This is a genomic window from Burkholderia sp. Tr-862 (genome assembly GCF_011753085.1).
Taxonomy (GTDB): domain Bacteria; phylum Pseudomonadota; class Gammaproteobacteria; order Burkholderiales; family Burkholderiaceae; genus Burkholderia; species Burkholderia ambifaria.
The window spans coordinates 1-23045 of the sequence record NZ_VWWG01000017.1 but is presented as its reverse complement, the minus strand read 5'-3'; the positions used below and the strand labels follow the sequence as shown (position 1 = coordinate 23045).

Sequence of the window (23045 nt, the reverse complement as noted above, 5' to 3'; positions counted from 1 at the left end):
CTCCGGAGGACGTTGAAGACATCGACGATGGTAGCCACCGACGTGCTTATCGATAATCCCCAGGAATGCGCATGCACTTATCGAACCGGTTCATGAATGGCCGGGATGGCGCAGTGCATCGACGATCAGCGCGAATGCGCGAGACGATTGCCGCCGGCTCGCGTAGTACAGGTGATGGCCTGGAAACGTCGGACACCAGTCGTCGAGCACGCTGACGAGCCGGCCGGCCGCGACGTGCGGCGCGGCGAGTTCGGCCGGCACGTAGGCGAGGCCGTAGCCGGCGAGCGCCGCGTCGAGCATTTCATAGGTGCCATTGAACGTGACCTGGCCGTCGACGCGCACCTGCAGCGTGTCGTCGCCGCGCGCGAGTTCCCACGCGTACAGCGCGCCGTGAGTCGGCAGGCGCAGGTTGATGCAGTCGTGCGCGACGAGATCCTGCGGCGTCGCGGGCGGCTCGCGTTCCGCGAAATACGCGGGCGCGCCGACGATCGCCATTTTGAGGTCGGGCGAGATGCGTACCGCGATCATGTCCTTTGCGACCTGGTCGCCGAGCCGCACGCCGATGTCGAAGCGTTGCGCGACGATGTCGGACAGCCCGTAGTCGGTTACGAACTCGACCTTCAGGTCGCGGTAGTCGTGCAGGATCGGCGACAGCCTCGGCCACAGCAGCGTGCGGATCACGTAGTCGGTCGCATTGATGCGCACGGTGCCGGCCGGCTTGTCGCGCAGCTCGGCGAGCGCCGACAGTTCGTCCTCGATTTCGTCGAAGCGCGGCGCGAGATTCTGCAGCAGGCGCTCGCCGGCTTCGGTCGGCGCCACGCTGCGCGTCGTGCGCGTGAGCAGTCGCACGCCGAGACGCGTCTCGAGCGAGCGGATCGTATGGCTGAGTGCGGATTGCGACACGCCGAGCCGGGCGGCCGCACGCGTGAAGCTGCGCTCGCGCGCGACGGCGATGAAGGCCAGCAAGTCCGCAAAGTTGTCGCGCGGCATGGAGGAAGTCGGGTGGTCGATGCCTGCGCATCCTACCATCGGGCTTGCCGAGCGATACGCCGCCGCGCGTCAGCCGGCCTGCGTCATGCGCGCCGGATGGCCCGCGAAGCGGGTGTGCGGATCGTACGCATAGCCGCCGTGCTGGAACGACGTCGCGAAGAACCGCATCTGGTAGCCGATCGCATGCGCCCAGTAGTCCCACGTATGGCCGCCCGGACGCTCCGCATAATCGTGCGGCACGCCGAGCGCGACGAGCCGTTCGTGCAGCGTGCGGTTCGAGCTGACGAACGCGTCGTCGCGGCCGCAGTCGATCGTCAGGTCCAGATGCGCGCGGACGAACGCGCGCGCGCTTTCGACGATCGCGTTGCGGTTCCAGAACGACGCATGGCGGCCGGGGTCGCCGAATACGTGGTCGATGCCGGGTTCGTCCTCGCAGCAGCGCGGATCGACCGCGCCGCTGATGCTGCCGACCGCGCCGAATGTGTCGGGCCGGTCGAGCGCGATGCGCAGCGCGCCGAAGCCGCCCATGCTGAGCCCGGTGATCGCGCGCGCGCCCTTGGTCGCGATCGTCCGGAAGTGCATGTCGACATAGGACACGACTTCGTCGCCGACGAAGGTTTCGTAGCGGCTGCCCGAGTCGAACGGGCTGTCGATGTACCAGCTTTCGTGTCCGCCGTCCGGCATCACGAGGATCACGCGGTAGCGATCGGCCAGCGCGGCGATGCGGGTGTTCGCGGTCCAGTCGGTGTGGTCACCGCCGGAGCCGTGCAGCAGGTAGACGACCGGAAAGCGTTCGACGCCGCGTTCCGGGCCGTGGCGCAGGCGTGCGTAGTCGTCGGGCAGCACGACGGTCGCCTTGAGCGTCTCGTTCATCGCGGCACTCGGAATCGCGACGACCCGCGCCTGAAAGGCGATGGCCGGGCCCGCGACGGCGAGCAGCAGCACTAGCCACAACGCGCGTATCAGGTTCATTGAGCCTCGCTTCGGGAAAACCCTGTCCGGAGACTCTAGCAACCGCGCCTTTCAACCATATTTCGGCGAAACCTACGGGTTGTCAGGTGGCTGGCGCGCGGCCGGGCGCGTCAGCCGAGACAGCGCGCGAGCGTTTCCCGCAATGCGGCGGGCCGCTCGGCTGGTATCAGGTGCCCGCAGCCGTCGATCGTTTCGAAGCCGGTACAGCGTGCGAGCGCCCAGTCCGGCACATGCCAGCCCGCACGCGAGCGTTCGCCGGCGACGAGCCACACTGGATGGCGCTCGAATACTTCAGCGAGCGCCTGCAGATAACCGGATTCGCCGGTCGTCGCGACGACCGAGCGGCCCATCGCGCGCAGCGTCGATGCCGGCTGATGCGCAAGCCAGCGGCGCGCGTCGTCGAGCTGGCGCGGCGACGGTTCGTCGATCGCGCCGCGCAGCCAGCCGAGCGGGTCGCCGCGCAGTTCGTCGAGCATCGCGTCGGCGTGAGCGGGCGACATGCGGCCGACCGACGCCGACCAGAACGCATCGTCGAGCGTGAAGTTGCCTTCGACGTTGGCGATCCGGCGCACGCGCGCCGGATGCGCATGCGCGAACAGCATCGCGATCGCGCCGCCCACCGAGTGACCGACGAGGTCGACCGGCTGCGCGCCGTAGTGCGCGTCGACGGCCTGCCGCACGTGCTCGACCTGCGCGGCGAGCGTGATCGCGTCGAACGGCGCGGCGCGGTGGATACCGTAGCCGAGCAGGTCGGGGGCGAGATGCGGGCCGGGCCATTCGGGCACGTCGAACGTACCGATGAAACCGTGGACGAAGACGACGGGCGGGGTGGGGGCGCTCATTCGGCGGCCTGGGAAGCAAGGGGCGGCAATTCGAGTTCGGCGAGCAGTTCGTCGAGTTCGAGCACGTGCGTGAGGTCGTGGTCGAGCAGTTCGCGCACGAGTTCGTCGAGCGACATCCGGCGCATGCCGTCGCGCAGCCCGCAGCGTGCGAGTTCAGACGGTTGCAATGCGGCCGCGGTCGCGCACAGCGCGGCGCGTCCGGTGCGGAATGCGGCGAGCGCGTCGTCGAGCGGCTGGGCGAGGTAGTCGCGCTGCGCGGCGAGAGCGGTGCCGTCGACGGACGCGATCACCGGCAACTCGTGCGCGCGCACGGCATCGATGCGTTCGGCGAACACCGCATCGAGGTCGCGCAGGTGGCACGCATGTTCGACGAGCGAGAAGCCCGTGCCGGCCGGGCGGCGCGTGACGAGCGCGGCGGGAACGTGCGCGGCATACGCGGCGATCCGGGCAGGCATCGCGGCCAGCGCGGCGACGACGTCGGCGAACGGGCGCACCTGCGGATATGCGCTGAATACCGCGCCGTAGCTGAACAGCGCGCCGCCGAGCCGGCCGCGCGGCTGTACGACGTCGTGCCCGTGACGGCGCATCACGTCGGCGACCATCGCGCCGCAAAATTGCCGGGCCGTCGTGTCGGCTTCGATTTCGGGGAATTTGCGCGCGATCTCGTGCTGGATCGCGCCGATCGCGGCGACGCCGACACGCGACAGCGCCGCGAATTCAACATAGCGCTCGGGCTGCGCGATCAGCGCTTCGAGCTGCGCGCCGAGCGGCGTCGCGCGAAAACGGTCGAAACGGGAATGCATGACGATAGAGCCTCGCCGAGTAACGTAACAAAACGATACGTTACTCGGCGGGGTGCCGTCAATCTCCGGGGATCCATTTGTTCAGAGGATCCAGCCGGCACACCCGCACCCCTACCGCAGCGGCACCCGGCCCGGCTCACGCGTCGTGCTTGCCGTCCATCTCCGCGCGCAGCCGTGCTTCCTGTTCCTGAAGCTCCGGCGTGAATGCTTCGCCGAAGTCCTCCGGCGAGAAGATCGGACGGATCTCGATGTCCGACTCGGTCGGCATCGGATTCGGGCAGCGCTTGACCCATTCGACGGCTTCTTCCATCGAATTCACCTGCCACAGCCAGTAGCCGGCGATCAGTTCCTTGGTCTCGGCGAACGGGCCGTCGACGACGGTCCGGTCCTTGCCGGAGAAGTGCACGCGCTTGCCGCGCGAACTCGGATGGAGGCCTTCGCCGGCAAGCATCACGCCGGCTTTCACGAGTTCCTCGTTGTACCGGCCCATCGCGGCCAGCAGTTCGGTATCGGGCATCGCGCCCGATTCGGAAGAGGCCGTTGCCTTGACGATCACCATGACGCGCATTGTTGTTGCTCCTTGAACGGGAAAGGGGGAAATCCGCTATCGGCCGGCCGTGGGGCCGGCAAATCGATCGGTTACGACACTACGACGCGCGACGATCGCGCGAATCGACATCGCGCACAAAAAAATTCCGGTGTGACCGGTGACCGATGACCTGTGAAGCGCCGCGGCGTATTCGACGTCGTCCGTGCGGCAGGTGGTGCCGGAAAGATCCCGGCTGGACGACCGGCTCCGTGGCCGGCACAGGCGCGCGCATGCCGGCACGTCAGCCGCTCACGCCGCCTTTGTGTGCGCGTCGAGCATGTCGCGGATCCGGGTCGCGAGTTCGTCGCGGCGGTACGGCTTGCTGAGCAGCATGACGCCGGGGTCGAGCCGCCCGGAGTGGAAGATCTCGTCGCGCGTGTAGCCGGACGTGAACAGCACGGGCAACGGCGGCGTGCGCTGGGCGGCGCGGCGCGCGAGTTCGCCGCCCTTGATGCGGCCCGGCATGATCACGTCGGTAAACAGCAGGTCGATCGCCGTGTCGCAGTCGAGTATCTGCAGCGCGGCTTCGCCGTCGGACGCGGTGAGCACCTTGTAGCCGAGCTGCGTGAGCATGTCGACCACGGTCAGCCGGACCTCCGGGTCGTCCTCGACGACCAGGATGGTTTCGCGGCCGCGCGCGGCGTCGTGCTGCGGCGCGCGGGCAGGCTCTTCGGTGCAGACATCGTGACAGCGCGGAAACGTGAGCCGTACTGTGGTGCCCTGGCCCGGCGTGCTTTCGATCGACGTATGGCCGCCGCTTTGCTTGACGAAACCGAACACCATGCTGAGCCCGAGCCCGGTGCCTTCACCGTCCGGCTTGGTCGTGAAGAACGGTTCGAACACGCGCTCGAGCACGTCCGCCGTCATGCCGGCCCCCGTATCGCTGATCTCGAACGTCACGTATTCGCCGGCCGGCAACGGCGAGCGCGGTGCGCCGCCGGCCGGCGCGGGGTGCGCGTCGTTGTACGCGGCAATCGTCAGCGTGCCGTCGCCGCCCATCGCATCGCGCGCATTGATCGCAAGATTGAGCAGCGCGTTCTCGAGCTGGTGCCGGTCGGCGAGCACGTTGCCGACGTCGGGCGCCAGCGCGGTGACGATCCGCACGGTTTCGCCGAGCGCGCGGTGCAGCATCTCGCTCATCCCGTCGATCAACTGGTGCGGATTGAGCACCGTCGCCGACAACGGCTGGCGGCGCGCGAAGGCCAGCAGGTGCGACGCCAGTTGCGCGCCGCGCCGCACCGCGTTGTTCGCACTTTCGATTCGCGGCTGCGCACTCGCGCGCTCGCCGAGTTCGACGGCCAGAATCTGCAGGTTGCCGCTGATCACCTGCAGCACGTTGTTGAAGTCGTGCGCGATGCCGCCGGTCAGGCTGCCGATCGCCTCCATCTTCTGTGAATGGCGCAACTGTTCCTCGACCGCCGCGCGCTCGGCGATCGCATCGGCCACGCGTTGCTCGAGCGTTTCGGTCAGGCGGCGCAGCGCATCGTTGGACGACTGCAGCGCCGCTTCCGCCTGTTCGCGATGACGCGTGGCGAGCACGCGTTCGGTCGTCTCGATCACGACGGCGAGCACGCCGCCCGGTGCGCCATCGTCGTCGGGCAGTGGGCTGTAATGCAGATCCATCCACACGTCTTCGGGGCGTCCGCTGCGCAGCAGCACGAGCTCCTTGTCGCGATACGACAGCGTGCCGCCCGCGAGGCAGGTGTTCATCACGTTGCGATTGAACTCGGCGACCTCGGGCCAGCCGAGCTCGACCGGCTGGCCGAGCAGATAGGGGTGGCGTCCGCCGGCGAACCCGGCATACGCGTCGTTGTAGATCATATAGCCGGGCCGGCCCCACAGCATCACCAGCGGCAGCGGCGACGCGAGCACGGTGCGCACGGCCGCGACGAGGCTCGCCGACCACCTGTCGAGCGGGCCGAGGCCGGTCGACGACCAGTCGAAGGCGGCGACGCGCCGAGCCATTTCACCTTCCCAGCCCGGGCAATCATGATGCTGCGCGAACAATTCGGCATGCATGGAAGTGCTCCGTTAATGACATGGCGGCCGCGGCCTGGCGCGGCGAGTCGCGGGAGCCGATTCATTCTAGTGCAGATCGATCGCGCGGCGGGGCTCCGGAATCGCCTGTCAAAACTGGTATGCTGACCAGCATCACGTTCATGTGGAGGGCGCCATGGCAACGAAGGAAGTCTCGAAGAAAAAGTACCTCAAGATCCTGAACAAACGCCTGCGGGCCGAGCCCGATGCGCCGGCCGGCGCGTCGTTCGTGTTCTTTCCGATCGGCGCGAAGGCCCGGCATGCGACGGGCGTCGTGTCCGGCGAGCCGCACAGCAAACGTGAACTCGCGGTGATGGCCGCGATCCAGAGCAAGGCGGCCGCCGAATTCGTCGTGACCGGCGTCTGACCGGCCACGGCCGACCGCACGCCGCAGCGCATGCGCGCTACGCCGCCGCGGCCGCCTCGCAGTGGGCGATGACACCGGCGATCACGCGCGGAATGTCGTGCGTGATCGCCGGGCCGTGCATCGGCAGGATGATGTCGAGATCGAGCGCCTGGATGCGGCGCAGCGCGTTCGCCAGGTGTGCGAGCGACGGCAGGTAGTCGGAGCGGGTGATCGCATCGAGGATCGCGGGCAAGGGATCGTCGGTGTCTTCCCGGCCGAAGCGCATCAGGATGTCCGACGACAGCAGCGCCTTGTACGCCGGCAGATACACGACGAGCGCGTCCCACTGATGCACGTGCTTCGTGAAGACCGGCACGACGCCGGTGCCCGACAGTGTCGTCGGCTCGCCATCCTTCAGCGGAATCGCGCGTACGCCGAACACGTCGGCGAGCCCCCATGTACACATCGGATGTCCGTACGCGACGAGCGCCGGGTTGGCCGCGAGGAAATCGGGCAGCGCGCCCATTTCGTCGGCCTCGAAGTGCGGGACGATCACGCTGCTGACCAGCGACGGCGCGATGCCGACGGAGTCGAGCGCCGCGCTCAGCTGCGTGAAATTGGACCGGGTGCCCGTTTCGACGCACAGCACGTCGCCGTGCGGCGATCGTACGAAGAACTGGCTGAAGCACAGGTTCAGCGTGTCGACGTAGGTCGTGGCGCGAAACAGGCCGTCGCGGACGGCGTCGATTCGGCAGGCGCTCATCGGGGATCCTCGCGCAGGGAATGTGGCGGGCGCTGCGCCGCCCGTGCCCCGCTGGTTGCGGTGCGGCAGGCGGCAGCAGTCGATCTTCCGATTCAGTCTAGCAGCGTCGCTCCGGATGCGCGAACCGGGCGATCGCAGCGCGCGCCGTGCCGGGTACACGGCGCGCGCTGCGTCAGTTCTTCAGCTTGTAGCCGGTGCGGAACATCCACGCGACGATCGCGAGCAGGATCGCGAGGAACAGCGTGGTCGCCGCGAGGCTAATCCACACGTGCACGTCGGCCAGCCCGTAGAACGACCAGCGGAAGCCGCTGATCAGGTAGACGATCGGGTTGAACAGCGTGACGATGCGCCACGCGGGCGGCAGCATGTCGACCGAGTAGAAGCTGCCGCCGAGGAACGTGAGCGGCGTGATGATCAGGAGCGGCACGAGCTGCAGCTTCTCGAAGCTGTCGGCCCAGATGCCGATCACGAAGCCGAACAGGCTGAAGGTGATCGACGTCAGCACGAGGAACAGCACCATCCAGAACGGATGCAGGATGTGCAGCGGCACGAACAGCCCGGCCGTCGCGAGGATGATCAGCCCGAGCAGCAGCGACTTCGATGCGGCCGCGCCCACATATGCGATCACGATCTCCCAGTACGACACGGGCGCGGACAATATCTCGTAGATCGTGCCGGTGAAGCGCGGGAAGTAGATGCCGAACGACGCGTTCGAGATGCTCTGCGACAGCAGCGACAGCATCACGAGGCCCGGCACGATGAACGACCCGTAGCCGATCCCGTTCACGTCGCTGATGCGCGAGCCGATCGCCGAACCGAACACGACGAAGTACAGCGACGTCGAGATCACCGGCGCGATGATGCTTTGCATCAGCGTGCGGCGCGTGCGGGCCATTTCGGCGCGATAGATCGCGCGGATGCCGTGGAAATTCCAGTTCGCCATGTGCGTTACGCCCCTTGTGCGCCGTTGCGGCGGTTATCGATCAGGCTGACGAAAATATCCTCGAGCGAGCTCTGCGTCGTATGCAGGTCGCGAAAGCCGATGCCGGCCGAGCCGAGCGCATTGATCAGCTTCGCGATGCTCGCGTCGTCGCGCTGCGAGTCGTACGTATAGACGAGCGCGGCGCCGTCGTCCGCGCGTTCGAGCCCGAACGCGGCGAGTTCGGCCGGCACGGCCGTAAGCGGGTGTTCGAGCTGCACGGTCAACTGCTTCTTCCCGAGCTTGCGCATCAGCTCGCGCTTCTCTTCGACGAGCACGAGTTCGCCGCCGAGGATGATGCCGATCCGGTCGGCCATTTCCTCGGCTTCCTCGATGTAGTGCGTGGTCAGCAGGATCGTCACGCCGCTTTCGCGCAGCGAATCGACGAGCTTCCACATGTCGCGGCGCAGCTCGACGTCGACGCCGGCAGTCGGCTCGTCGAGGAACAGGATGCGCGGCTCGTGCGCGAGCGCCTTCGCGATCATCACGCGGCGCTTCATGCCGCCCGACAGCGTCATCAGCTTGTTGTCGCGCTTGTCCCACAGCGACAGCGCCTTCAGCGTCTTCTCGATGTGCGCGGGATCGGGTGCCTTGCCGAACAGGCCGCGGCTGAACGACACGGTCGCCCACACGGATTCGAACGCGTCGGTCGTCAGCTCCTGCGGAACGAGGCCGATCATTTCGCGCGCCGCGCGATACGCATCGCGGATGTCGTGGCCGCCGACCGTCACGCGGCCTTGCGTTGGCGTGACGATGCCGCAGATCGAGCCGATCAGCGTGGTCTTGCCCGCGCCGTTCGGCCCGAGCAGCGCGAAGATCTCGCCCGGGCGGATGTCGAGGGTCACGTGCTTCAACGCCTGGAAGCCGGACGCGTAGGTCTTGGAAAGGTCGGAGACGGAAAGGATCGGTTGCATGCTCACGGGTGGCACGGCCGCTCGGTCCGACGCCGCGCGCCGCGCGTGCCCGGCGCCGTCGCCGCGAAGCGGGTGGTGGCGGGGGCGGCATGGCGAACGGGCGTCATGTCGAACGGCGTTGTGGTGCGGGATCGCAGGACCGCCATATTAGCAATCGGAAGATGGAAATGCATTTCGATGGAAACGACATGCGATGCCGGTGCGGGATTCGCAGGAAATGCACGTGGGTCATTCAATAAAACGATGCTTTATTTGAATCGAGCGAACAATGCGCGTCGTTTTCGCTCTACCGGTGCGAGTCGACCGCCGTCGTTCCCATCCGCGTTGCACCGGGCGGGTATTTGTCTGAGCAAATAAATTGAAGGCTGTTTGAAAAACTGTCAAGCACCTTGAACTCACTAGGATTGCGCGATTCGGGCACGTTTGGAACTCTGCATCCATTTACTTGTGCGGATCGTCCGCTCATAGTCTCGACCAACGACGCATCACGATAACGAATCAAGCGTACGTACGGAGACCAATACATGAGACGCCTATCCGAGGGCCCGGCCGGACTGCCATGTCCGCGCTTTTCGCTGGATGCGGGCACGACGCGAGTCGCGTGCCGGCGTCATCGCATCGCGTTGCCGCTGTAGCGACGCACCCGATTCCGTTTCGATTGTCCCGCTGGCGCCGTGCCGCATGACGGCGCCGCCGGATAGCGCTTGCCTGCCGCGGCGGTCCTGATCGCATCTGCCGATCCGGCCGCGCGGCGCGCATTGCGCGCATCGTCATGCGCCGCGCACGCTCGCGGCGCAATACCAACCGGCGGGCCACGCAGCCCGTCCGAACGAGACCTGTCGTATCTGAAAAGGAGGGGTTGATGCTTTGCATTCCTGAATGGCGGAAGGCGATCCTGTCGTGCGCCGTGCTGGCGCTGCCGTTCGTCGCCGGTTGCGGCGGCGGCGACGATCCGGGCCCGATCAACGTGCCGCAGTGCTCGGGCAGCGCATGCGGGCCGAGCGGCGCCGAAACGACGCCGCCCGTCGTGACGAAGCTGTGTCCGGATTCGCTCGACTACACGACGACCTACACGGGCGGCGCCGGCAGCGGCGAATACGTGAAGGTGAAGTTCGACACGACCAGGCTCACCTATCAGATGCAGTTCCTCGAATCGTCGGTGCCGACGTCGGCGGGGCAGGTCAACGACACGCGCGCGGGCCTGACGATCAACGGCGCCTTCCATCATCCGACCAACCTGCCGACCGCCGAGCAGAACCGCTGCGCGTTCGTGCTCGACAGCGGCGCGACGAGCGACGGCGCGTATTCGGTGACGATCAAGCGCACCGATCCGCCGATGCTGTTCGTCGGGAACGGGGTGGTCGGCGGCGGGATTCCCGGCGCGACGATTCAATTCGACGGCATTCCGCTCGCGCCGGGTCTTTATATCGGCACCGTGCCGTCGCGCACGTTCGATTTCTATCCGTTCATCGGCTTTACCGACACCGAGACGGATTTCACCAAGGTGGCCGGCGTATACAACGAAGTCGGCATTCATCTGTCGCCGACCGGCAGCAGCTATCAGACCGCCACCCCGCAGGGCTGGCAGCCGGATGTCGTGAACTGGAACCAGACGCTCGGCGCGGACGGCACGTGCACGATCACGCCGGGCAGCGACTACTCGTGCCAGACGACCGGTACGCCGTGGACGCTGCGCAAGAACGCGGACGGCAGTGCCGACAACGTGTTCGTCAGCAGCGCGAAACCGGGCTTGCCGTATCCGTCGGCCGGCCAGGAGCAGCCGCTCGTGCTGCTGTCGCCGACCGAGGCGCATGGTGTGATGATCGTCGGCAAGCTGAACGGCGCGCTGATACCGATCGTGATTCGCGTCGGCTACTCGCACGCCGATGCGAGCAACCTGCTGGCGTCGGTCGCCGACGCGGAAGTCGGCATCTCGATGCTGTCTCCCGCGCGGTCCGTCGCGACCAATGTGCTGAAGGGCGGCTTCATCGGTGCGACGAGCGCCTCCGCGTGCGGGGTCGTGACGTCCAACGGCGTGTATGGCGCACCGGGGGTTTCGGGGCCGAGCTTCGACAGCCTCATGCCGCATCCGGACCTGCCCGGCACGTTCAACGGCACGTTCTTCATGCCCGAGGCCGGCAACTGCACGGACGGCAGCGCCGTGTCGACGATCGCCGCCAACTACACGTCCACGCTGTTTCAGGGCAATACCGCGGCATTCATCGACCCTCAGACGTCGTCCGTGAGCTCGCAGTTCGCGCTCGACTACACGCAGGCCACGCCCGGCAAGATCAAGGTCACGGCCTCGCAGGACTTCAACGCGAAGGGTGCGAACGGCAACGTGGCGATCTTCAGCAAGGGCGACACGGGCTGGCTCGTGACGGCGGGGAACGTCTACGCGATGGTCGTCAACAACAACAAGATCAACCCGTTCTTCACGGTCGGCGCGTTCGTCCAGTAACGGCGTACTGAACCCGGCACACCGGCGGCGCATGCGTCGCCGCCGGCGAATCTAAATTCAAGAGGATTCCTATGAATGTGAAGCATTGGATGGCCACGGCGTCGCTCGCGCCCGTGCTGGCCGCCTGCGGCGGCGACGGCGACCCGCCGCCCGCGCCGGTGGTGCGGCTGTGTCCGCAGTCCATCGACTACAACACGGTGTTCATCGGCGGGTCCGGTTCGGGCGAACTCGTGAAGGTGCAGCTCGACACCACGAAGATGACGTACCGGATGACCTACCTCGCGTCGCCCGTGCCGACCACCACCGGCACCGTGCAGCCGACGCGCGACACGGCGCCGGCCAACGTCGTCGACGGCACGCTGGCCGACGAGACCGGCCTGCCGACCGTGAAGTTGAACCAGTGCACGTTCCGGATGCAGAACGCGAGCCTCGACCCGAGCCGGCCGGCACGCCTGTTCCTCGGCGAAGGCGTGCTGGGCGGCGCGATTCCCGGCGCGACGATCCAGTTCGACGGCGTGATCGGCGTCGGCAAGATTCCGAAAACGACGTTCCCGTACTACCCGTTCATCAGCTTCTCGTCGCTCGAAACCGATCTGTCGAAGATCGCCGGCACGTACAACCAGCTCGGCTACCACCAGGTGCCGTCGCAGAACTTCCAGCCGGTGGCGCTCGACCAGCAGGTGACGATCAACGCGGACGGCAGCTACGTCGAAACGGACAACTTCGGCAAGAAGAACGGCGGGCAGCCGCTCGCGTCGAGCGCGACCGTGAACCAGCCGTTCACGCTGCGCCCCGATGCGCCGGCATTCCAGTCGCTCAACTACCAGCCGCAGGTGCCGGCGACGCTCGCCGCGCTCGATCCGGCGAAGGCCGGCAAGGGGATCCTGATCGTCGGCAAGCTGCGCAACCACCTGGTGCCGGTCTTCATCCGCACCGGCGCCGCGAACGCGGACCTCACGCAGGGCCCGCCGAGCGCGGACGACGAATCGGGCATCTCGTTCCTGAGCCCGCAGGCGGCGGTCGCGCCGGGCTCGCAGAACGGCGAGTACACGGGTGTCGACAGTGCGTTCAACTACCGCGCGACCGCGCTCGTCGGCGCGCAGGCGACGCTGCTCGATCCGTTCAACGCGTCGCAGGCGGCACTCACGCGTGCGCTGAACCTCGACTACACGCAGAAGGTGCCGGGCGTCGTGACGACCGTGCATGCGGACGCGGCGTCGGGGCCGGCGACCGGCAAGTTCGTGTTCACCGGCGGCGTGTTCGGGTTCCTCGACATGGCCGATACGCGCAACCCGTACTTCACGGTCGGCGCGTTCGTCCAGTGACCACGCGCGGATGGAGACGCGGCGGCGCCGCGCGCGGATGCGTGGCGCCCGGACAGAACGAGGGGGAAGGTTTCATGAAGAAGCTGATTGTCGCGGGTGTCGTCGCAGGCGCGTCGACGCTCGCATCGGCCCAGCAGGCGGGCGACAACGTCGCGACGCTGGGCTGGCTGCACATCATGCCGCAGGACTCGACCAACGGGCTGACGACGAATCTCGCGAACATGCCGATCAACGGGCCGCTGCGGCTGCCCGGTTCGTTCACGTCGCCGGGCACGAGCCTGACGGTCAACAACGCCGATACGGTCGGCCTCACGCTCACGCACTTCTTCACCGACCACATCGCGGTGACGTCGGTGCTCGGCGTGCCGCCCGAGTTCACGCTGACCGGGCACGGCGTGATCCGGCCGCCGGGCCCGGCCGGCGCGCTCGGCACCGTCGACATGGACAAGACGTCGAACCAGCCGGCCGTGAAGAATGCGCGGCAGTGGAGCCCGACGGTCATTCTGCAGTACTACTTCAATGCACCGACCGCGAAGTTCCGTCCGTTCGTCGGGATCGGCGTGGCCTACAGCTGGTTCAGCAACATCCAACTGAACGGCAACTTCGCGAGGGACATCAACGAGAACCTCGGCAGCGTGCTCGCAGCCGGCGCCGGCAAGCCGGGGCCGACGTCGGTGGAGGGCAAGGCGTCGTCGTCGTTCACGCCGGTCTACAACGTCGGCGCGAGCTATGCGATCGACAAGCACTGGGGGCTCACGGCGACGCTGACCTACATGCCGCTGAAGACCTACTCGTCGCTCGTGATCAAGGCGGCCGACGGATCGACGCTCGCGACCACGCGCACGCGGCTGAAGGCCGATCCGCTGATCACCTTCGTCGGCATTTCCTACAAGTTCTGAGCCGTGCGGCACGCGTGCCGGCGGCTTCCTGCGACCGAGCGGCCGGAGCGATCCGGCCGGGACGTCGCGTTCCTGGCGGCATGCCGCCATTTGTGAAGAGAGAGGGGGCAGTTCAAATGAGCATTCGCAAAATCGTATCGCTTGTTGCTGCAGTGGCATTCACCGCGGTTTCGGCCGCGCCTGCTTTCGCCGTGACCGTTTCGCGCGCCGACGGGCAGGCCATGAACCCCAACGGGGAGCCGTTCTCCGCGACGGGCCTCACGGCCCTGGCCAAGGGGTCGATCAACGCGACGTGCAACGCGACGTTCAACGGCACGATCTCGTCGACGGGCATCGTCAACATCACGTCGACGACGTTCACGGGCGGCGCGACGTGCGGCCTGATCAGCGGCAGCGCGACCAGCGCGTCGCCGTGGACCGGGCAGGCCGACAGTACGACGCAGCTGTCGATCAACAACGTGAAGGTGAACGTCACGCTGCTCGGCACGTGCGGGCCGAGCAAGGTCGTGACGACGTGGAGCGATCCGAACTCGTCGCTCACGTTCAACAATGCCGTGCTGACACCGGACTGTACGGTCGGCGGCACGGTCGTCACGTCGCCGAAGTTCCACGTGCAGTAAGCGTCGCGTGATCGAGGCCGGGCGCCCGCCATCGACGAGGGCCGTGCAAGGATGCGCGGCGGGCGTTCCGGTTTCGAGCTGCGTTCGCGTCGTCGCGCGTATCGGCGCGGCGACCGGCTGGCCGCCTGCGTCGCGATCCGACGCGGGTGGCCATACCAGGGGCCGGTGCGACGCACCGTGCCGCCTGCTTCGACCGAACCCGAAACGAGACAACCATTCCGATTCGCCAGAACCATTCCGGACCCCCCATGCTCACTGACCCAGCGAAGTATGGCGCCCGCGGTGCGACGCCTGACCGGCTGCGCACGGCCGCGTGGCTGCAGTACCTGATCGAACATCTGTACGACGCGGCTTGCGTGGCGGCGGCCGACGACGGCGACGACGCAACGGGCGTTCCGCGATCGTCGCGCGCGGCACGCGTGCGAGCGGGCTTGAACCTGCCGCACGAAGCGATCGCCGTCCTGCATGAACTCGCGCCGTGGATTGCAACGGACGGCGGCGGTTGCGCATGCGATGCGAGCGATCCGCCCGGCGGATGCACACACGTGCCCGACGCGCGGCAGCTTGCGCACGCGGAGCGATGCTGCCCGGGATCGCGCGCGGTATTCGAAGCCGCGCATGGATTCGTCGATGCGTGGACCTTCGACGATCCCGACGACGGCTGGGCCGCGCTCGAGCGGATTGCCCGCGGCGTCGAGCGAGGCAGCGACGATGCCGACGAGCATGACGCACCGCCCGCGAAGAACCTGAGAGAACGACGCGCGGCCGTCGCGGCGGCATGCGTGGAGCCGTCGGCCCGGCCGGGGGACGTCATCGATGCGATCGTGCTGCGCGTCTGCGGGCCGCGCGACGATGCCGCCCGCATCGACGAGATGGCCGCGCTCGCGATGTTCTGCGCCGAGTTGGCCGCCGGCAAAGGGATTTCCTTTGCCGCGTACGGCGGTCAGCACAATCTCGTCGCGCGCGCGATTCGCGAACGCCGCACCGATCTTGCGTCGGTGGACGGTCTGCTCGCGGCGGTGTCCGCGTGCCGGCTCGACCGGCTCGTCGGCGCGGGCAGTTTCTGGGCGTATTACCTGCTGGCGGGCATCGTGATTGCGGCGCCGGACACGGTGCGCGAATTCGCGCGCCGCTTCCACGGCGACGCGTGGCAGACGTGGCTCGATGAAACACTGGCGTGGCCGGCGCTCGGCCGCTTCGGGCGGAAGGAGGAGGTCGCGTTCGAGCATTTGCGCGGCGCGATGAGCCTGACGTCGCGCGCGAATCCGATCGTGCGCGCGAAGCGCGTGCGGCCGAGGCTGGCGGCCATCACGCGGTTCAGTACGGGCGCCGGGCGCGCCCAATGAAAAACGGCTCGCGGCGAGAACGCCGCGAGCCGTGCATGTTGCTGCCGCCACCGCTGCGCGCGGGGCGGGGGGGGGCTGGTGCGATTACACCGTCTCCGGCTGCCGCACCGCCTTCGCGACATTGCGCGCCATCGCCCCGTTCGCGACGAAGTAAGGCACGTCGACACGCGCGAGCGGCTGGCGGCCACGGATCTTGTCGGCGATCTTCTCCGCGATCATGATCGTCGGCGCGTTCAGGTTGCCGGTCGTGATGATCGGCATGATCGACGCATCGACGACGCGCAGCCCTTCCAGCCCGTGCACGCGACCTTCCTCGTCGACCACGGCCATGTCGTCGTAGCCCATCTTGCACGAGCACGACGGATGGAACGCGGTTTCCGCGCGGGACCGCACGAACGTGTCGAGCTCCTTGTCGGACTTGCAGTCGGCGCCCGGATTCAGCTCGCGGCCGCGATAGCGGTCGAGCGCGGGCTGCCGCATGATCTCGCGCGTCGCGCGGATCGCATCGCGGAACTCGCGCCAGTCGAGCGCTTCGGCCATGTAGTTGAACAGGATGCTCGGATGCGCGTTCGGATCGCGCGAGCGCAGCTTCACGCGGCCGCGGCTCGGCGAACGCATAGACCCGACGTGCGCCTGGAAGCCGTGCATCTCGATCGCGTTCGAGCCGTTGTAGTTGATCGCAACGGGCAGGAAGTGATACTGGATGTTCGGCCACGGATCGTCGTCGCGCGTGCGGATGAAGCCGCCCGCCTCGAAGTGGTTGCTCGCGCCGAGGCCCGTGCCGTTGAGCATCCATTCGAGGCCGATCTTCGGCTGGTTCCACCACTTGAGCGCCGGATACAGCGACACCGGCTCCTTGCACTCGTACTGGATGTACATCTCCAGGTGATCCTGCAGGTTCTGGCCGACGCCGGGCAGGTCGAGCACGATCGGGATGTCGAGTTCCTTCAGCCACGCGCCGGGGCCGACGCCCGAGCGCTGCAGCAGCTGCGGCGAGGCGATCGCGCCGCTGCACACGAGTACCTCGCGGCGCGCGTGCGCACTCGCGCGCTCGCTGCCGCGCAGGTACGTGACGCCCGACGCGCGCTTGCCGTCGAACAGGATGCGGTCGGCGAGCGCGTGCGTGACGATCTCGAGGTTCGGCCGCCCCTTCGCCTGGTCGAGGTAGCCGCGCGCGGTGCTGGCGCGGCGGCCCTTCGGCGTGACGGTGCGGTCCATCGGACCGAAGCCTTCCTGCTGATAGCCGTTCAGGTCGTCGGTGCGCGGATAGCCGGCCTGCACGCCCGCATCGACCATCGCCTCGAACAGCGGGTTCACGCCCGGCTTGCTGGTCGTGACCGACACGGGGCCGTCGCCGCCGTGATAGTCGTTCGGGCCGACGTCACGCGTCTCGGCTTTCTTGAAGTACGGCAGGCAGTCGAGATACGTCCAGTTCTCGAGCCCCTTGTGCGTCGACCAGTTGTCGTAGTCGAGCGCGTTGCCGCGGATGTAGCACATCCCGTTGATCAGCGACGAGCCGCCGAGCCCCTTGCCGCGGCCGCATTCCATCCGGCGGTTGTCCATGTGCGGCTCGGGGTCGGTCTCGTAGGCCCAGTTGTAGCGACGGCCCTGCAGCGGATAGGCGAGCGCCGCCGGCATCTGCGTGCGGAAGTCGAAGCGGTAGTCGGGGCCGCCCGCTTCGAGCAGCAGCACCGTGACGTTCGGATCTTCCGTCAGGCGCGTCGCGAGCACGTTGCCCGCGGAACCGGCGCCGCAGATGATGTAGTCGTATTCGCGTGTCGTCATGACGGGGTATCTCCTATCGTTCTCAAAACACCGGGTTGTAGCGGCCGAGCTCGACCTGTACCGACTTGATTCGAGTGTAGTGTTCGAGCGTCGTGATGCCGTTCTCGCGTCCGACACCGGATTGCTTGTATCCGCCAACCGGCATCTCGGCCGGCGATTCGCCCCACGTGTTGATCCAGCAGATGCCGGCTTCGAGGCGATGGATCGTGCGGTGCGCGCGCGACAGGTTCTCGGTCACGACGCCGGCCGCGAGGCCGTAGTGCGTGTCGTTCGCGCGGGCGATCACTTCGTCCTCCGATTCGAAATCGAGGATGCTCATCACCGGCCCGAAAATCTCTTCGCGCACGATCTTCATGTCGTCGCGGCAGTCGCCGAACACGGTCGGCGCGACGTACTGGCCGCTGCCGAAATGACCGTCGGTCAGGCGCGTGCCGCCCGCGAGCAGCTTCGCGCCTTCGGCCTTGCCGCTGTCGATGAAGCCGAGCACCTTGTCGAGCTGCGCGGCCGACACGAGCGGGCCGAAGTTGGTGTCGGCATCGGTCGGCTTGCCGACGCGAATCCGCTTCACGCGTTCGAGCACGCGCTGCGTGAACGCGTCCTTGACCGAGCGGTGCACGAACACGCGCGTGCCGTTGGTGCAGACCTGGCCCGAGCTGAAGAAGTTGGCGGTCACCGCGATGTCGGCCGCGCGGTCGAGATCGGCATCCTCGAACACGATCAGCGGCGACTTGCCACCGAGCTCCATCGTCACTTCCTTCAGCGACGACGCGCCTGCCAGCGACATCACCTTCTTGCCGGTCTCGACGCCGCCGGTGAACGACACCTTCGCGATGTCCGGGTGACCGGTGAGCAGTGCGCCGACCGAGCCGTCGCCCTGCACGACGTTGAACACGCCGGCCGGCACGCCGGCTTCCGTATAGATTTCCGCGAGCTTCAGCGCGGTGAGCGGCGTGACCTCGCTCGGCTTGAACACCATCGCGTTGCCGGCCGCGAGCGCGGGCGCCGTCTTCCAGCATGCGATCTGGATCGGGTAGTTCCAGGCGCCGATGCCCGCGCACACGCCGAGCGGCTCGCGGCGCGTATAGACGAACGACTCGGCGCGCAGCGGCACCTGCAGCCCTTCGATCGCGGTCGCGAGGCCCGCGTAGTACTCGATCACGTCCGCGCCGGTGACGATGTCGACCGCGAGCGTCTCGCCGATCGGCTTGCCGGTGTCGCGCGTCTCGATGGCCGCGAGTTCGTCGTTGCGTTCGCGCAGCAGGTCGACCGCGCGGCGCAGGATCCGCGAGCGCTGCATCGCGGTCATCGCGGCCCATTCGCGCTGGCCTTCCCGGGCTGTGGCGACCGCGCGGTCGACGTCGGCCGCGCTCGCCTGCTGCACCTGCGCGAGCAGTTCGCCGGTGGCGGGATCGAAAGTGTCGAAAGTCTTGCCGCTGGTGGCGTCGACGTAACCGCCGCCGATGTAGAGGCGCTGCAAACCGTATACGGACATGAGGATCTCCTTGAGGGCGACTGCCTGCGCGTCAGTCGGACGCGAGCAGCAGGTCGATGTAATCGTGGGCGAGCTTCAATGCAGCCCGGGTGTCGATCGGGCCGCCGGCGAGGGCGCCGCGCAGCCACAGGCCGTCGATCAGCGCGGCGAGGCCGCTGGCGGCTTCCCGGGCTTTCGCGCGCGGCAGCGCCTTCGCGAATTCCGCGCACAGGTTCGAATGGAGGCGCCGCGTGTTGACGTGCTGCAGGCGCTTGAGCATCGCGTCGTGCATGCTCTGCGACCAGAACGCGAGCCAGGTCTTCATCACGGGCGCGCTGACCTGCGTGTCGTCGAAGTTCGCGGCGACGATCGCACGCAGCCGCGAACGCGGGTCCTTGCGCGCGGCGACGCGACGTTGCGTGGTGGCCGCCCACAGATCGCGCAGCACATGCCGCATCGTGGCTTCGAGCAGGCCGTCCTTGTCGCCGAAGTAGTGGCTGACGATGCCCGTCGAGATGTTCGCGCGCTGCGCGACCGATGCGAGCGTCGTGCCGGGCAGGCCGGCTTCGTCGATCGAGCGCAGCGTGGCGTCGATCAACTGTGCGCGGCGAATCTCCCGCATTCCGACTTTCGGCATCGCGCACTCCTTTCGCCCGGACGGGCCCGTTCCTGGAAGTCGAGAGCTTAGCGGTTTTTTATTGATCGTTCAATCAATAAAAAACGAGGGTCTGACGGTGGATCGGGATGTCGGCGGACGGAAACCGATGCCGCCGCCGCGATTGTGCGGATGCGGAAAAACGAATTGAAAGAAGGTTAAATAATTTTAAGTTTGTTTAAAACGGATCGGGAAAAGCCGATGCAATAGTCGCGACAGTTTCCGGATTCGATTTATTACATGTCGAAAGAATGTCGAGCTATGTGAGAAATGCCTGAATCCGGAAATCCGAATTGCTAATGATGAGGCTGATAATTTCCGGAAATTCGTTTCAATCAGGCGATTGAATCGATACATATGATTGAATTTAAAGGATATTGTGCGCAGTGCGGCCCATTTCGCGACACGCTCGCAAACGATTGCGATCGCCTTTCGTCAGATTCCTCCTACCATAAAAAATGCTGAAAAAATTTGAATCACATGTATTCCCCGGTGGAGTAGAGGGAATCGTTGAAGTGACTTGAGTAAGTAATATTGCCCGTATTAGTATGGCGCCGCACCACAAGGAATGAATCGGCGCCGCGGGTATTTTCCGCGGTGCGTCGGCAATGGGCGCAGTCAACGACCGGAACACGGTCGGCGCCAGCCATTGCGCACCTGCAGCATGCCGCGACGCCGAGACGCCGCATCCACCGGAGAACGACGATGCCGACCGAAAAACACGTGGTCCCGCTACCGAATGGTCTGAAGGTCTACGTCGAACGGAACGTGTTCGATCCGTCATTCGACACGGCGATGCTCGTCAACGGCGCGCTCGCGACGACCGCGTCGTTCGGCCAGACCGTCCAGTATCTCGGCGAGCGGATGAACACGATCTGCTTCGACCTGCCGTATGCCGGCCAGTCGCGCCAGCACAACCCCGGCTGCTTCATCCTGACGAAGGACGACGAGGCCGCGATCCTCCAGCATCTGGTCGAGCGCTTCGCGCCCGCGTTCCTCGTGTCGGTGTCGTGGGGCGGCGTCGCGTCGCTGTTCGCGCTCGCGCGCGGCTGCCCGAGCGTGCGGCGCGCGGCGATCTGTTCGTTCTCGCCGTTCCTGAACGACGCGATGGTCGACTACGTGACGCGCGCCCGCGACCACATCGCGGCCGGCGAGAACCTGAAGGCCGCGCAGCTGCTGAACGACACGGTCGGCCGCTACCTGCCGCGCATCATGAAGCTGTACAACTACCGCTACCTGACGCGCCTGCCGCGCGACGAGCAGGATCAGGTCGCGTTCCACGTCGACCAGATCCTGTCGCTGCAGCCGGAGCGCTACCTGAGCGAGTTCTCGAACATCGGCGCCGAGCTGCTGTTCGTGAACGGCGAGCGCGATGAATACACGACGCCGGCCGACGTCCGCCAGCTCGCCGCGCATGTGCCGCGCGCGCGCTTCGGGACGATTCCCGACGCCGGCCATTTTCTCGACATCGAAGGCCGCGCGCAGCGCGAGGCCACGCGTGCCGCGCTGCTCGGCTTCTTCTGCGACGCGCCGCCCGTTGCCGCGGGCATCGGGCTCGGCGCCGCACACGCGTGCGTGTCCGCGCCGATGCCGGCCATGTCGTCGTGACGCGGCACGTCGCGCACCGCGCACGCCGCGCGCATCCGAATTCTCATCCACACGAGGCAGGCCAGCCGTGAATATCGTTCAGACCATCGCCATCGTCGTTCCGTGGGCCGCGTGGCTCGCCTACTGGATCATGACGTCGCAGGCCGTGAAGACGACCGTGCGCAAGGAGGCGTCGCGCTCGCGCACGCTGCAGTCGATTCCGCTGATCGTCGGCGGCGCGCTGATCATCCTGCCCGACCTGACCCTGCGCGCGTGGGTGCCGGACTGGCACCGCTTCGGCCTGCAGGCCCAGTGCGGGCTCGCGGTGCTGGTCGCGGGCCTGCTGTTCTCGGTATGGGCGCGGCTGCATCTCGGCACGAACTGGAGCGTGTCCGTCACGCTGAAGGAGAACCACGAACTCGTCCGCACCGGCCCGTATGGCCTCGTGCGTCATCCGATCTACACCGGCTGCCTGATCGCGCTGGTGGGCGCCGCGCTGATCGGCAGCGAGTGGCGCGGCGCGCTCGGCGTCGCGCTCGTATTCGCGTCGCTCGCGTACAAGGTGCGCGTCGAGGAGAGCTGGCTGACCGGGCATTTCGGGCCGGCGTACGCGCAGTACCGTCGCGAAGTCGCGGCGCTGATCCCCGGTTTCTACTGATCTTTCCGCGAGGCGCGCGATGGCGAAGATGATCGTGACCGCGATCGGCTCGGCGGGCGACGTGCATCCGCTGCTCGGCGTCGCGCGCGCGCTCGCGATGCGCGGCCACGAGGTCGTGTTCTGCACGCATCCGCCGTTCGAGGCGACCGTGCGCCGCTGCGGTTTCGCGTTCGTGCCGGTCGGCACCGCGGCCGAGTACGAGGCCGCGATGGCGAACCCGGCGCTGTGGGATCCGCGCACGTCGTTTCGCACGCTGTGGCAGGTGATCGCCCCCGTGCTGCGCCCGCATTACGACGTGCTGTGCGCACTGACCGATCGCGACACCGTGCTGGTCGGCACGCTGTGGGCGTTTTCCGCGCGCTTCATGCAGGAGCGGCACGGCACGCCGTACGTGTCGGTGCAGGTGTCGCCGTCGACGCTGCTGTCCGCGCACGTGCCGCCGACGCATCCGCGCCTGACGATTCCCGCGCGCTGGCCGCTGCCGGTGAAGGCGGCGCTGATGACGCTGATCGAGCGGCAGGTGCTCGATCGCGTGTGCGCGCCGGCGCTCAATGCGGTGCGCCGCGACCTCGGGCTCGCGCCCGCGCGGCGCGTGCTGGGCCGCTGGCTGCATTCGACCGATGGCGTGTTGTGCCTGTTTCCCGACTGGTTCGCGCCGGCGCAGCGCGACTGGCCGGCCCATCTTCTGCAAAGCGGCTTTCCGCTGTTCAACGACGTCGCGACGCCCGACGACGATCCCGCGCTCGACGCGTTTCTCGCGGCCGGCGAGCCGCCCGTGGTGTTCACGGCCGGGTCGACGCGCGTCGATCACGCCGCGTATGCGCGTGCGGTTGCCGATGCGATGCGCGCGACCGGCGCGCGCGGCATCCTGCTGAGCCCGCACGATGCGGCACCGGACGGCGACCGGCTGCTGGTGCGCCGCTTCGTGCCGATGCGCACGCTGCTGCCGCGTTGCCGCGCACTCGTGCATCACGGCGGGATCGGCACCGCGGCGCTCGCGTTA

Annotated in this window: 21 protein-coding genes; 9 read left to right on the top strand and 12 right to left on the bottom strand. The window is 67.2% G+C overall.

Annotated elements, in window-relative coordinates; translation table 11 throughout:
* Positions 1-90: 90 nt before the first annotated feature.
* From F3J14_RS08150 to F3J14_RS08125, 6 genes are all read right to left on the bottom strand, one after another.
* Entirely contained in the window at positions 91-990 is a 900-nt protein-coding gene (locus tag F3J14_RS08150; protein ID WP_166722547.1) for a LysR family transcriptional regulator, read from the bottom strand.
* Positions 991-1059: 69 nt separating this feature from the next.
* Positions 1060-1962 (bottom strand): alpha/beta hydrolase-fold protein, encoded by a 903-nt coding sequence (locus F3J14_RS08145; RefSeq protein ID WP_166722546.1) that lies wholly within the window; start codon positions 1960-1962, stop codon positions 1060-1062.
* A gap of 110 nt (positions 1963-2072) precedes the next feature.
* Entirely contained in the window at positions 2073-2804 is a 732-nt protein-coding gene (locus F3J14_RS08140; RefSeq protein WP_166722545.1) for an alpha/beta hydrolase, read from the bottom strand.
* Positions 2801-3607 (bottom strand): DinB family protein, encoded by an 807-nt coding sequence (locus F3J14_RS08135; protein WP_166722544.1) that lies wholly within the window; start codon positions 3605-3607, stop codon positions 2801-2803. The genes F3J14_RS08140 and F3J14_RS08135 overlap by 4 nt, the downstream gene beginning before the upstream one ends.
* A gap of 136 nt (positions 3608-3743) precedes the next feature.
* Positions 3744-4175 (bottom strand): YciI family protein, encoded by a 432-nt coding sequence (locus F3J14_RS08130; RefSeq protein WP_166722543.1) that lies wholly within the window; start codon positions 4173-4175, stop codon positions 3744-3746.
* Positions 4176-4445: 270 nt separating this feature from the next.
* A complete protein-coding gene (locus F3J14_RS08125) occupies positions 4446-6215 on the bottom strand; it encodes an ATP-binding protein (RefSeq protein WP_166722542.1) in 1770 nt (589 codons plus the stop codon).
* Positions 6216-6369: 154 nt separating this feature from the next.
* On the opposite strand from F3J14_RS08125, the gene F3J14_RS08120 reads away from it, so the two are divergent.
* Positions 6370-6600, top strand: a complete 231-nt coding sequence (locus F3J14_RS08120; protein ID WP_166722541.1) for a hypothetical protein — start codon at positions 6370-6372, stop codon at positions 6598-6600.
* A gap of 37 nt (positions 6601-6637) precedes the next feature.
* Here the strand turns inward: F3J14_RS08120 and F3J14_RS08115 are convergent, their stop codons facing one another.
* From F3J14_RS08115 to F3J14_RS08105, 3 genes are all read right to left on the bottom strand, one after another.
* Positions 6638-7342, bottom strand: coding sequence for an MBL fold metallo-hydrolase (locus F3J14_RS08115; protein ID WP_166722540.1), 705 nt, complete (start codon positions 7340-7342; stop codon positions 6638-6640).
* A 172-nt stretch (positions 7343-7514) separates the two neighbouring features.
* The gene (locus tag F3J14_RS08110) at positions 7515-8285 is read right to left on the bottom strand and encodes an ABC transporter permease (protein ID WP_166722539.1); all 771 of its coding nucleotides are present in this window, start codon (positions 8283-8285) and stop codon (positions 7515-7517) included.
* A 5-nt stretch (positions 8286-8290) separates the two neighbouring features.
* On the bottom strand, positions 8291-9235 hold the full coding sequence (locus F3J14_RS08105) for an ABC transporter ATP-binding protein (protein WP_166722538.1): 945 nt from the start codon (positions 9233-9235) through the stop codon (positions 8291-8293).
* A gap of 862 nt (positions 9236-10097) precedes the next feature.
* Here F3J14_RS08105 and F3J14_RS08100 point away from each other — a divergent pair.
* The 5 genes from F3J14_RS08100 to F3J14_RS08080 all read left to right on the top strand — a co-directional run bounded on the left by F3J14_RS08100 (position 10098) and on the right by F3J14_RS08080 (position 15886).
* Positions 10098-11696 carry a DUF2957 domain-containing protein gene (locus tag F3J14_RS08100; protein ID WP_166722537.1) on the top strand — a complete coding sequence of 533 codons (1599 nt, stop codon included), beginning with the start codon at positions 10098-10100 and terminating at the stop codon, positions 11694-11696.
* 71 nt (positions 11697-11767) lie between these two features.
* On the top strand, positions 11768-13021 hold the full coding sequence (locus F3J14_RS08095) for a DUF2957 domain-containing protein (RefSeq protein WP_166722536.1): 1254 nt from the start codon (positions 11768-11770) through the stop codon (positions 13019-13021).
* Positions 13022-13095: 74 nt separating this feature from the next.
* On the top strand, positions 13096-13920 hold the full coding sequence (locus F3J14_RS08090; protein WP_166722535.1) for an OmpW family outer membrane protein: 825 nt from the start codon (positions 13096-13098) through the stop codon (positions 13918-13920).
* Between the two features lie 116 nt (positions 13921-14036).
* Entirely contained in the window at positions 14037-14540 is a 504-nt protein-coding gene (locus F3J14_RS08085) for an activator protein (protein ID WP_166722534.1), read from the top strand.
* Between the two features lie 248 nt (positions 14541-14788).
* Complete coding sequence (locus F3J14_RS08080) at positions 14789-15886, top strand: hypothetical protein (RefSeq protein WP_166722533.1); 1098 nt, start codon at positions 14789-14791, stop codon at positions 15884-15886.
* A gap of 84 nt (positions 15887-15970) precedes the next feature.
* Here the strand turns inward: F3J14_RS08080 and betA are convergent, their stop codons facing one another.
* The 3 genes from betA to betI are packed head-to-tail and all read right to left on the bottom strand — an operon-like array spanning position 15971 to position 19779.
* Complete coding sequence (betA, locus tag F3J14_RS08075; protein WP_166722532.1) at positions 15971-17671, bottom strand: choline dehydrogenase; 1701 nt, start codon at positions 17669-17671, stop codon at positions 15971-15973.
* Positions 17672-17693: 22 nt separating this feature from the next.
* Positions 17694-19163: a betaine-aldehyde dehydrogenase gene (gene betB / locus F3J14_RS08070; protein WP_166722531.1), complete on the bottom strand. Its 1470-nt coding sequence runs from the start codon at positions 19161-19163 to the stop codon at positions 17694-17696.
* Positions 19164-19194: 31 nt separating this feature from the next.
* Positions 19195-19779 carry a transcriptional regulator BetI gene (betI, locus tag F3J14_RS08065; protein ID WP_166722530.1) on the bottom strand — a complete coding sequence of 195 codons (585 nt, stop codon included), beginning with the start codon at positions 19777-19779 and terminating at the stop codon, positions 19195-19197.
* Positions 19780-20502: 723 nt separating this feature from the next.
* Between betI and F3J14_RS08060 the strand changes: the two genes are divergently transcribed.
* From F3J14_RS08060 to F3J14_RS08050, 3 genes are all read left to right on the top strand, one after another.
* Positions 20503-21405, top strand: a complete 903-nt coding sequence (locus F3J14_RS08060) for an alpha/beta hydrolase (RefSeq protein WP_166722529.1) — start codon at positions 20503-20505, stop codon at positions 21403-21405.
* 67 nt (positions 21406-21472) lie between these two features.
* Positions 21473-22042: an isoprenylcysteine carboxylmethyltransferase family protein gene (locus F3J14_RS08055; RefSeq protein WP_166722528.1), complete on the top strand. Its 570-nt coding sequence runs from the start codon at positions 21473-21475 to the stop codon at positions 22040-22042.
* 19 nt (positions 22043-22061) lie between these two features.
* Positions 22062-23045 (top strand): glycosyltransferase (locus tag F3J14_RS08050; protein ID WP_166722527.1); only part of this gene is annotated, 984 nt, incomplete at its 3' end.

What these genes read in the sequence shown, in the direction of transcription:
- F3J14_RS08150 (WP_166722547.1), bottom strand. Translation starts at nt 990, where the DNA reads ATGCCGCGCGACAACTTTGCGGACTTGCTGGCCTTCATCGCCGTCGCG.
- F3J14_RS08145 (WP_166722546.1), bottom strand. Translation starts at nt 1,962, where the DNA reads ATGAACCTGATACGCGCGTTGTGGCTAGTGCTGCTGCTCGCCGTCGCG.
- F3J14_RS08140 (WP_166722545.1), bottom strand. Translation starts at nt 2,804, where the DNA reads ATGAGCGCCCCCACCCCGCCCGTCGTCTTCGTCCACGGTTTCATCGGT.
- F3J14_RS08135 (WP_166722544.1), bottom strand. Translation starts at nt 3,607, where the DNA reads ATGCATTCCCGTTTCGACCGTTTTCGCGCGACGCCGCTCGGCGCGCAG.
- F3J14_RS08130 (WP_166722543.1), bottom strand. Translation starts at nt 4,175, where the DNA reads ATGCGCGTCATGGTGATCGTCAAGGCAACGGCCTCTTCCGAATCGGGC.
- F3J14_RS08125 (WP_166722542.1), bottom strand. Translation starts at nt 6,215, where the DNA reads ATGCATGCCGAATTGTTCGCGCAGCATCATGATTGCCCGGGCTGGGAA.
- F3J14_RS08120 (WP_166722541.1), top strand. Translation starts at nt 6,370, where the DNA reads ATGGCAACGAAGGAAGTCTCGAAGAAAAAGTACCTCAAGATCCTGAAC.
- F3J14_RS08115 (WP_166722540.1), bottom strand. Translation starts at nt 7,342, where the DNA reads ATGAGCGCCTGCCGAATCGACGCCGTCCGCGACGGCCTGTTTCGCGCC.
- F3J14_RS08110 (WP_166722539.1), bottom strand. Translation starts at nt 8,285, where the DNA reads ATGGCGAACTGGAATTTCCACGGCATCCGCGCGATCTATCGCGCCGAA.
- F3J14_RS08105 (WP_166722538.1), bottom strand. Translation starts at nt 9,235, where the DNA reads ATGCAACCGATCCTTTCCGTCTCCGACCTTTCCAAGACCTACGCGTCC.
- F3J14_RS08100 (WP_166722537.1), top strand. Translation starts at nt 10,098, where the DNA reads ATGCTTTGCATTCCTGAATGGCGGAAGGCGATCCTGTCGTGCGCCGTG.
- F3J14_RS08095 (WP_166722536.1), top strand. Translation starts at nt 11,768, where the DNA reads ATGAATGTGAAGCATTGGATGGCCACGGCGTCGCTCGCGCCCGTGCTG.
- F3J14_RS08090 (WP_166722535.1), top strand. Translation starts at nt 13,096, where the DNA reads ATGAAGAAGCTGATTGTCGCGGGTGTCGTCGCAGGCGCGTCGACGCTC.
- F3J14_RS08085 (WP_166722534.1), top strand. Translation starts at nt 14,037, where the DNA reads ATGAGCATTCGCAAAATCGTATCGCTTGTTGCTGCAGTGGCATTCACC.
- F3J14_RS08080 (WP_166722533.1), top strand. Translation starts at nt 14,789, where the DNA reads ATGCTCACTGACCCAGCGAAGTATGGCGCCCGCGGTGCGACGCCTGAC.
- betA (WP_166722532.1), bottom strand. Translation starts at nt 17,671, where the DNA reads ATGACGACACGCGAATACGACTACATCATCTGCGGCGCCGGTTCCGCG.
- betB (WP_166722531.1), bottom strand. Translation starts at nt 19,163, where the DNA reads ATGTCCGTATACGGTTTGCAGCGCCTCTACATCGGCGGCGGTTACGTC.
- betI (WP_166722530.1), bottom strand. Translation starts at nt 19,779, where the DNA reads ATGCCGAAAGTCGGAATGCGGGAGATTCGCCGCGCACAGTTGATCGAC.
- F3J14_RS08060 (WP_166722529.1), top strand. Translation starts at nt 20,503, where the DNA reads ATGCCGACCGAAAAACACGTGGTCCCGCTACCGAATGGTCTGAAGGTC.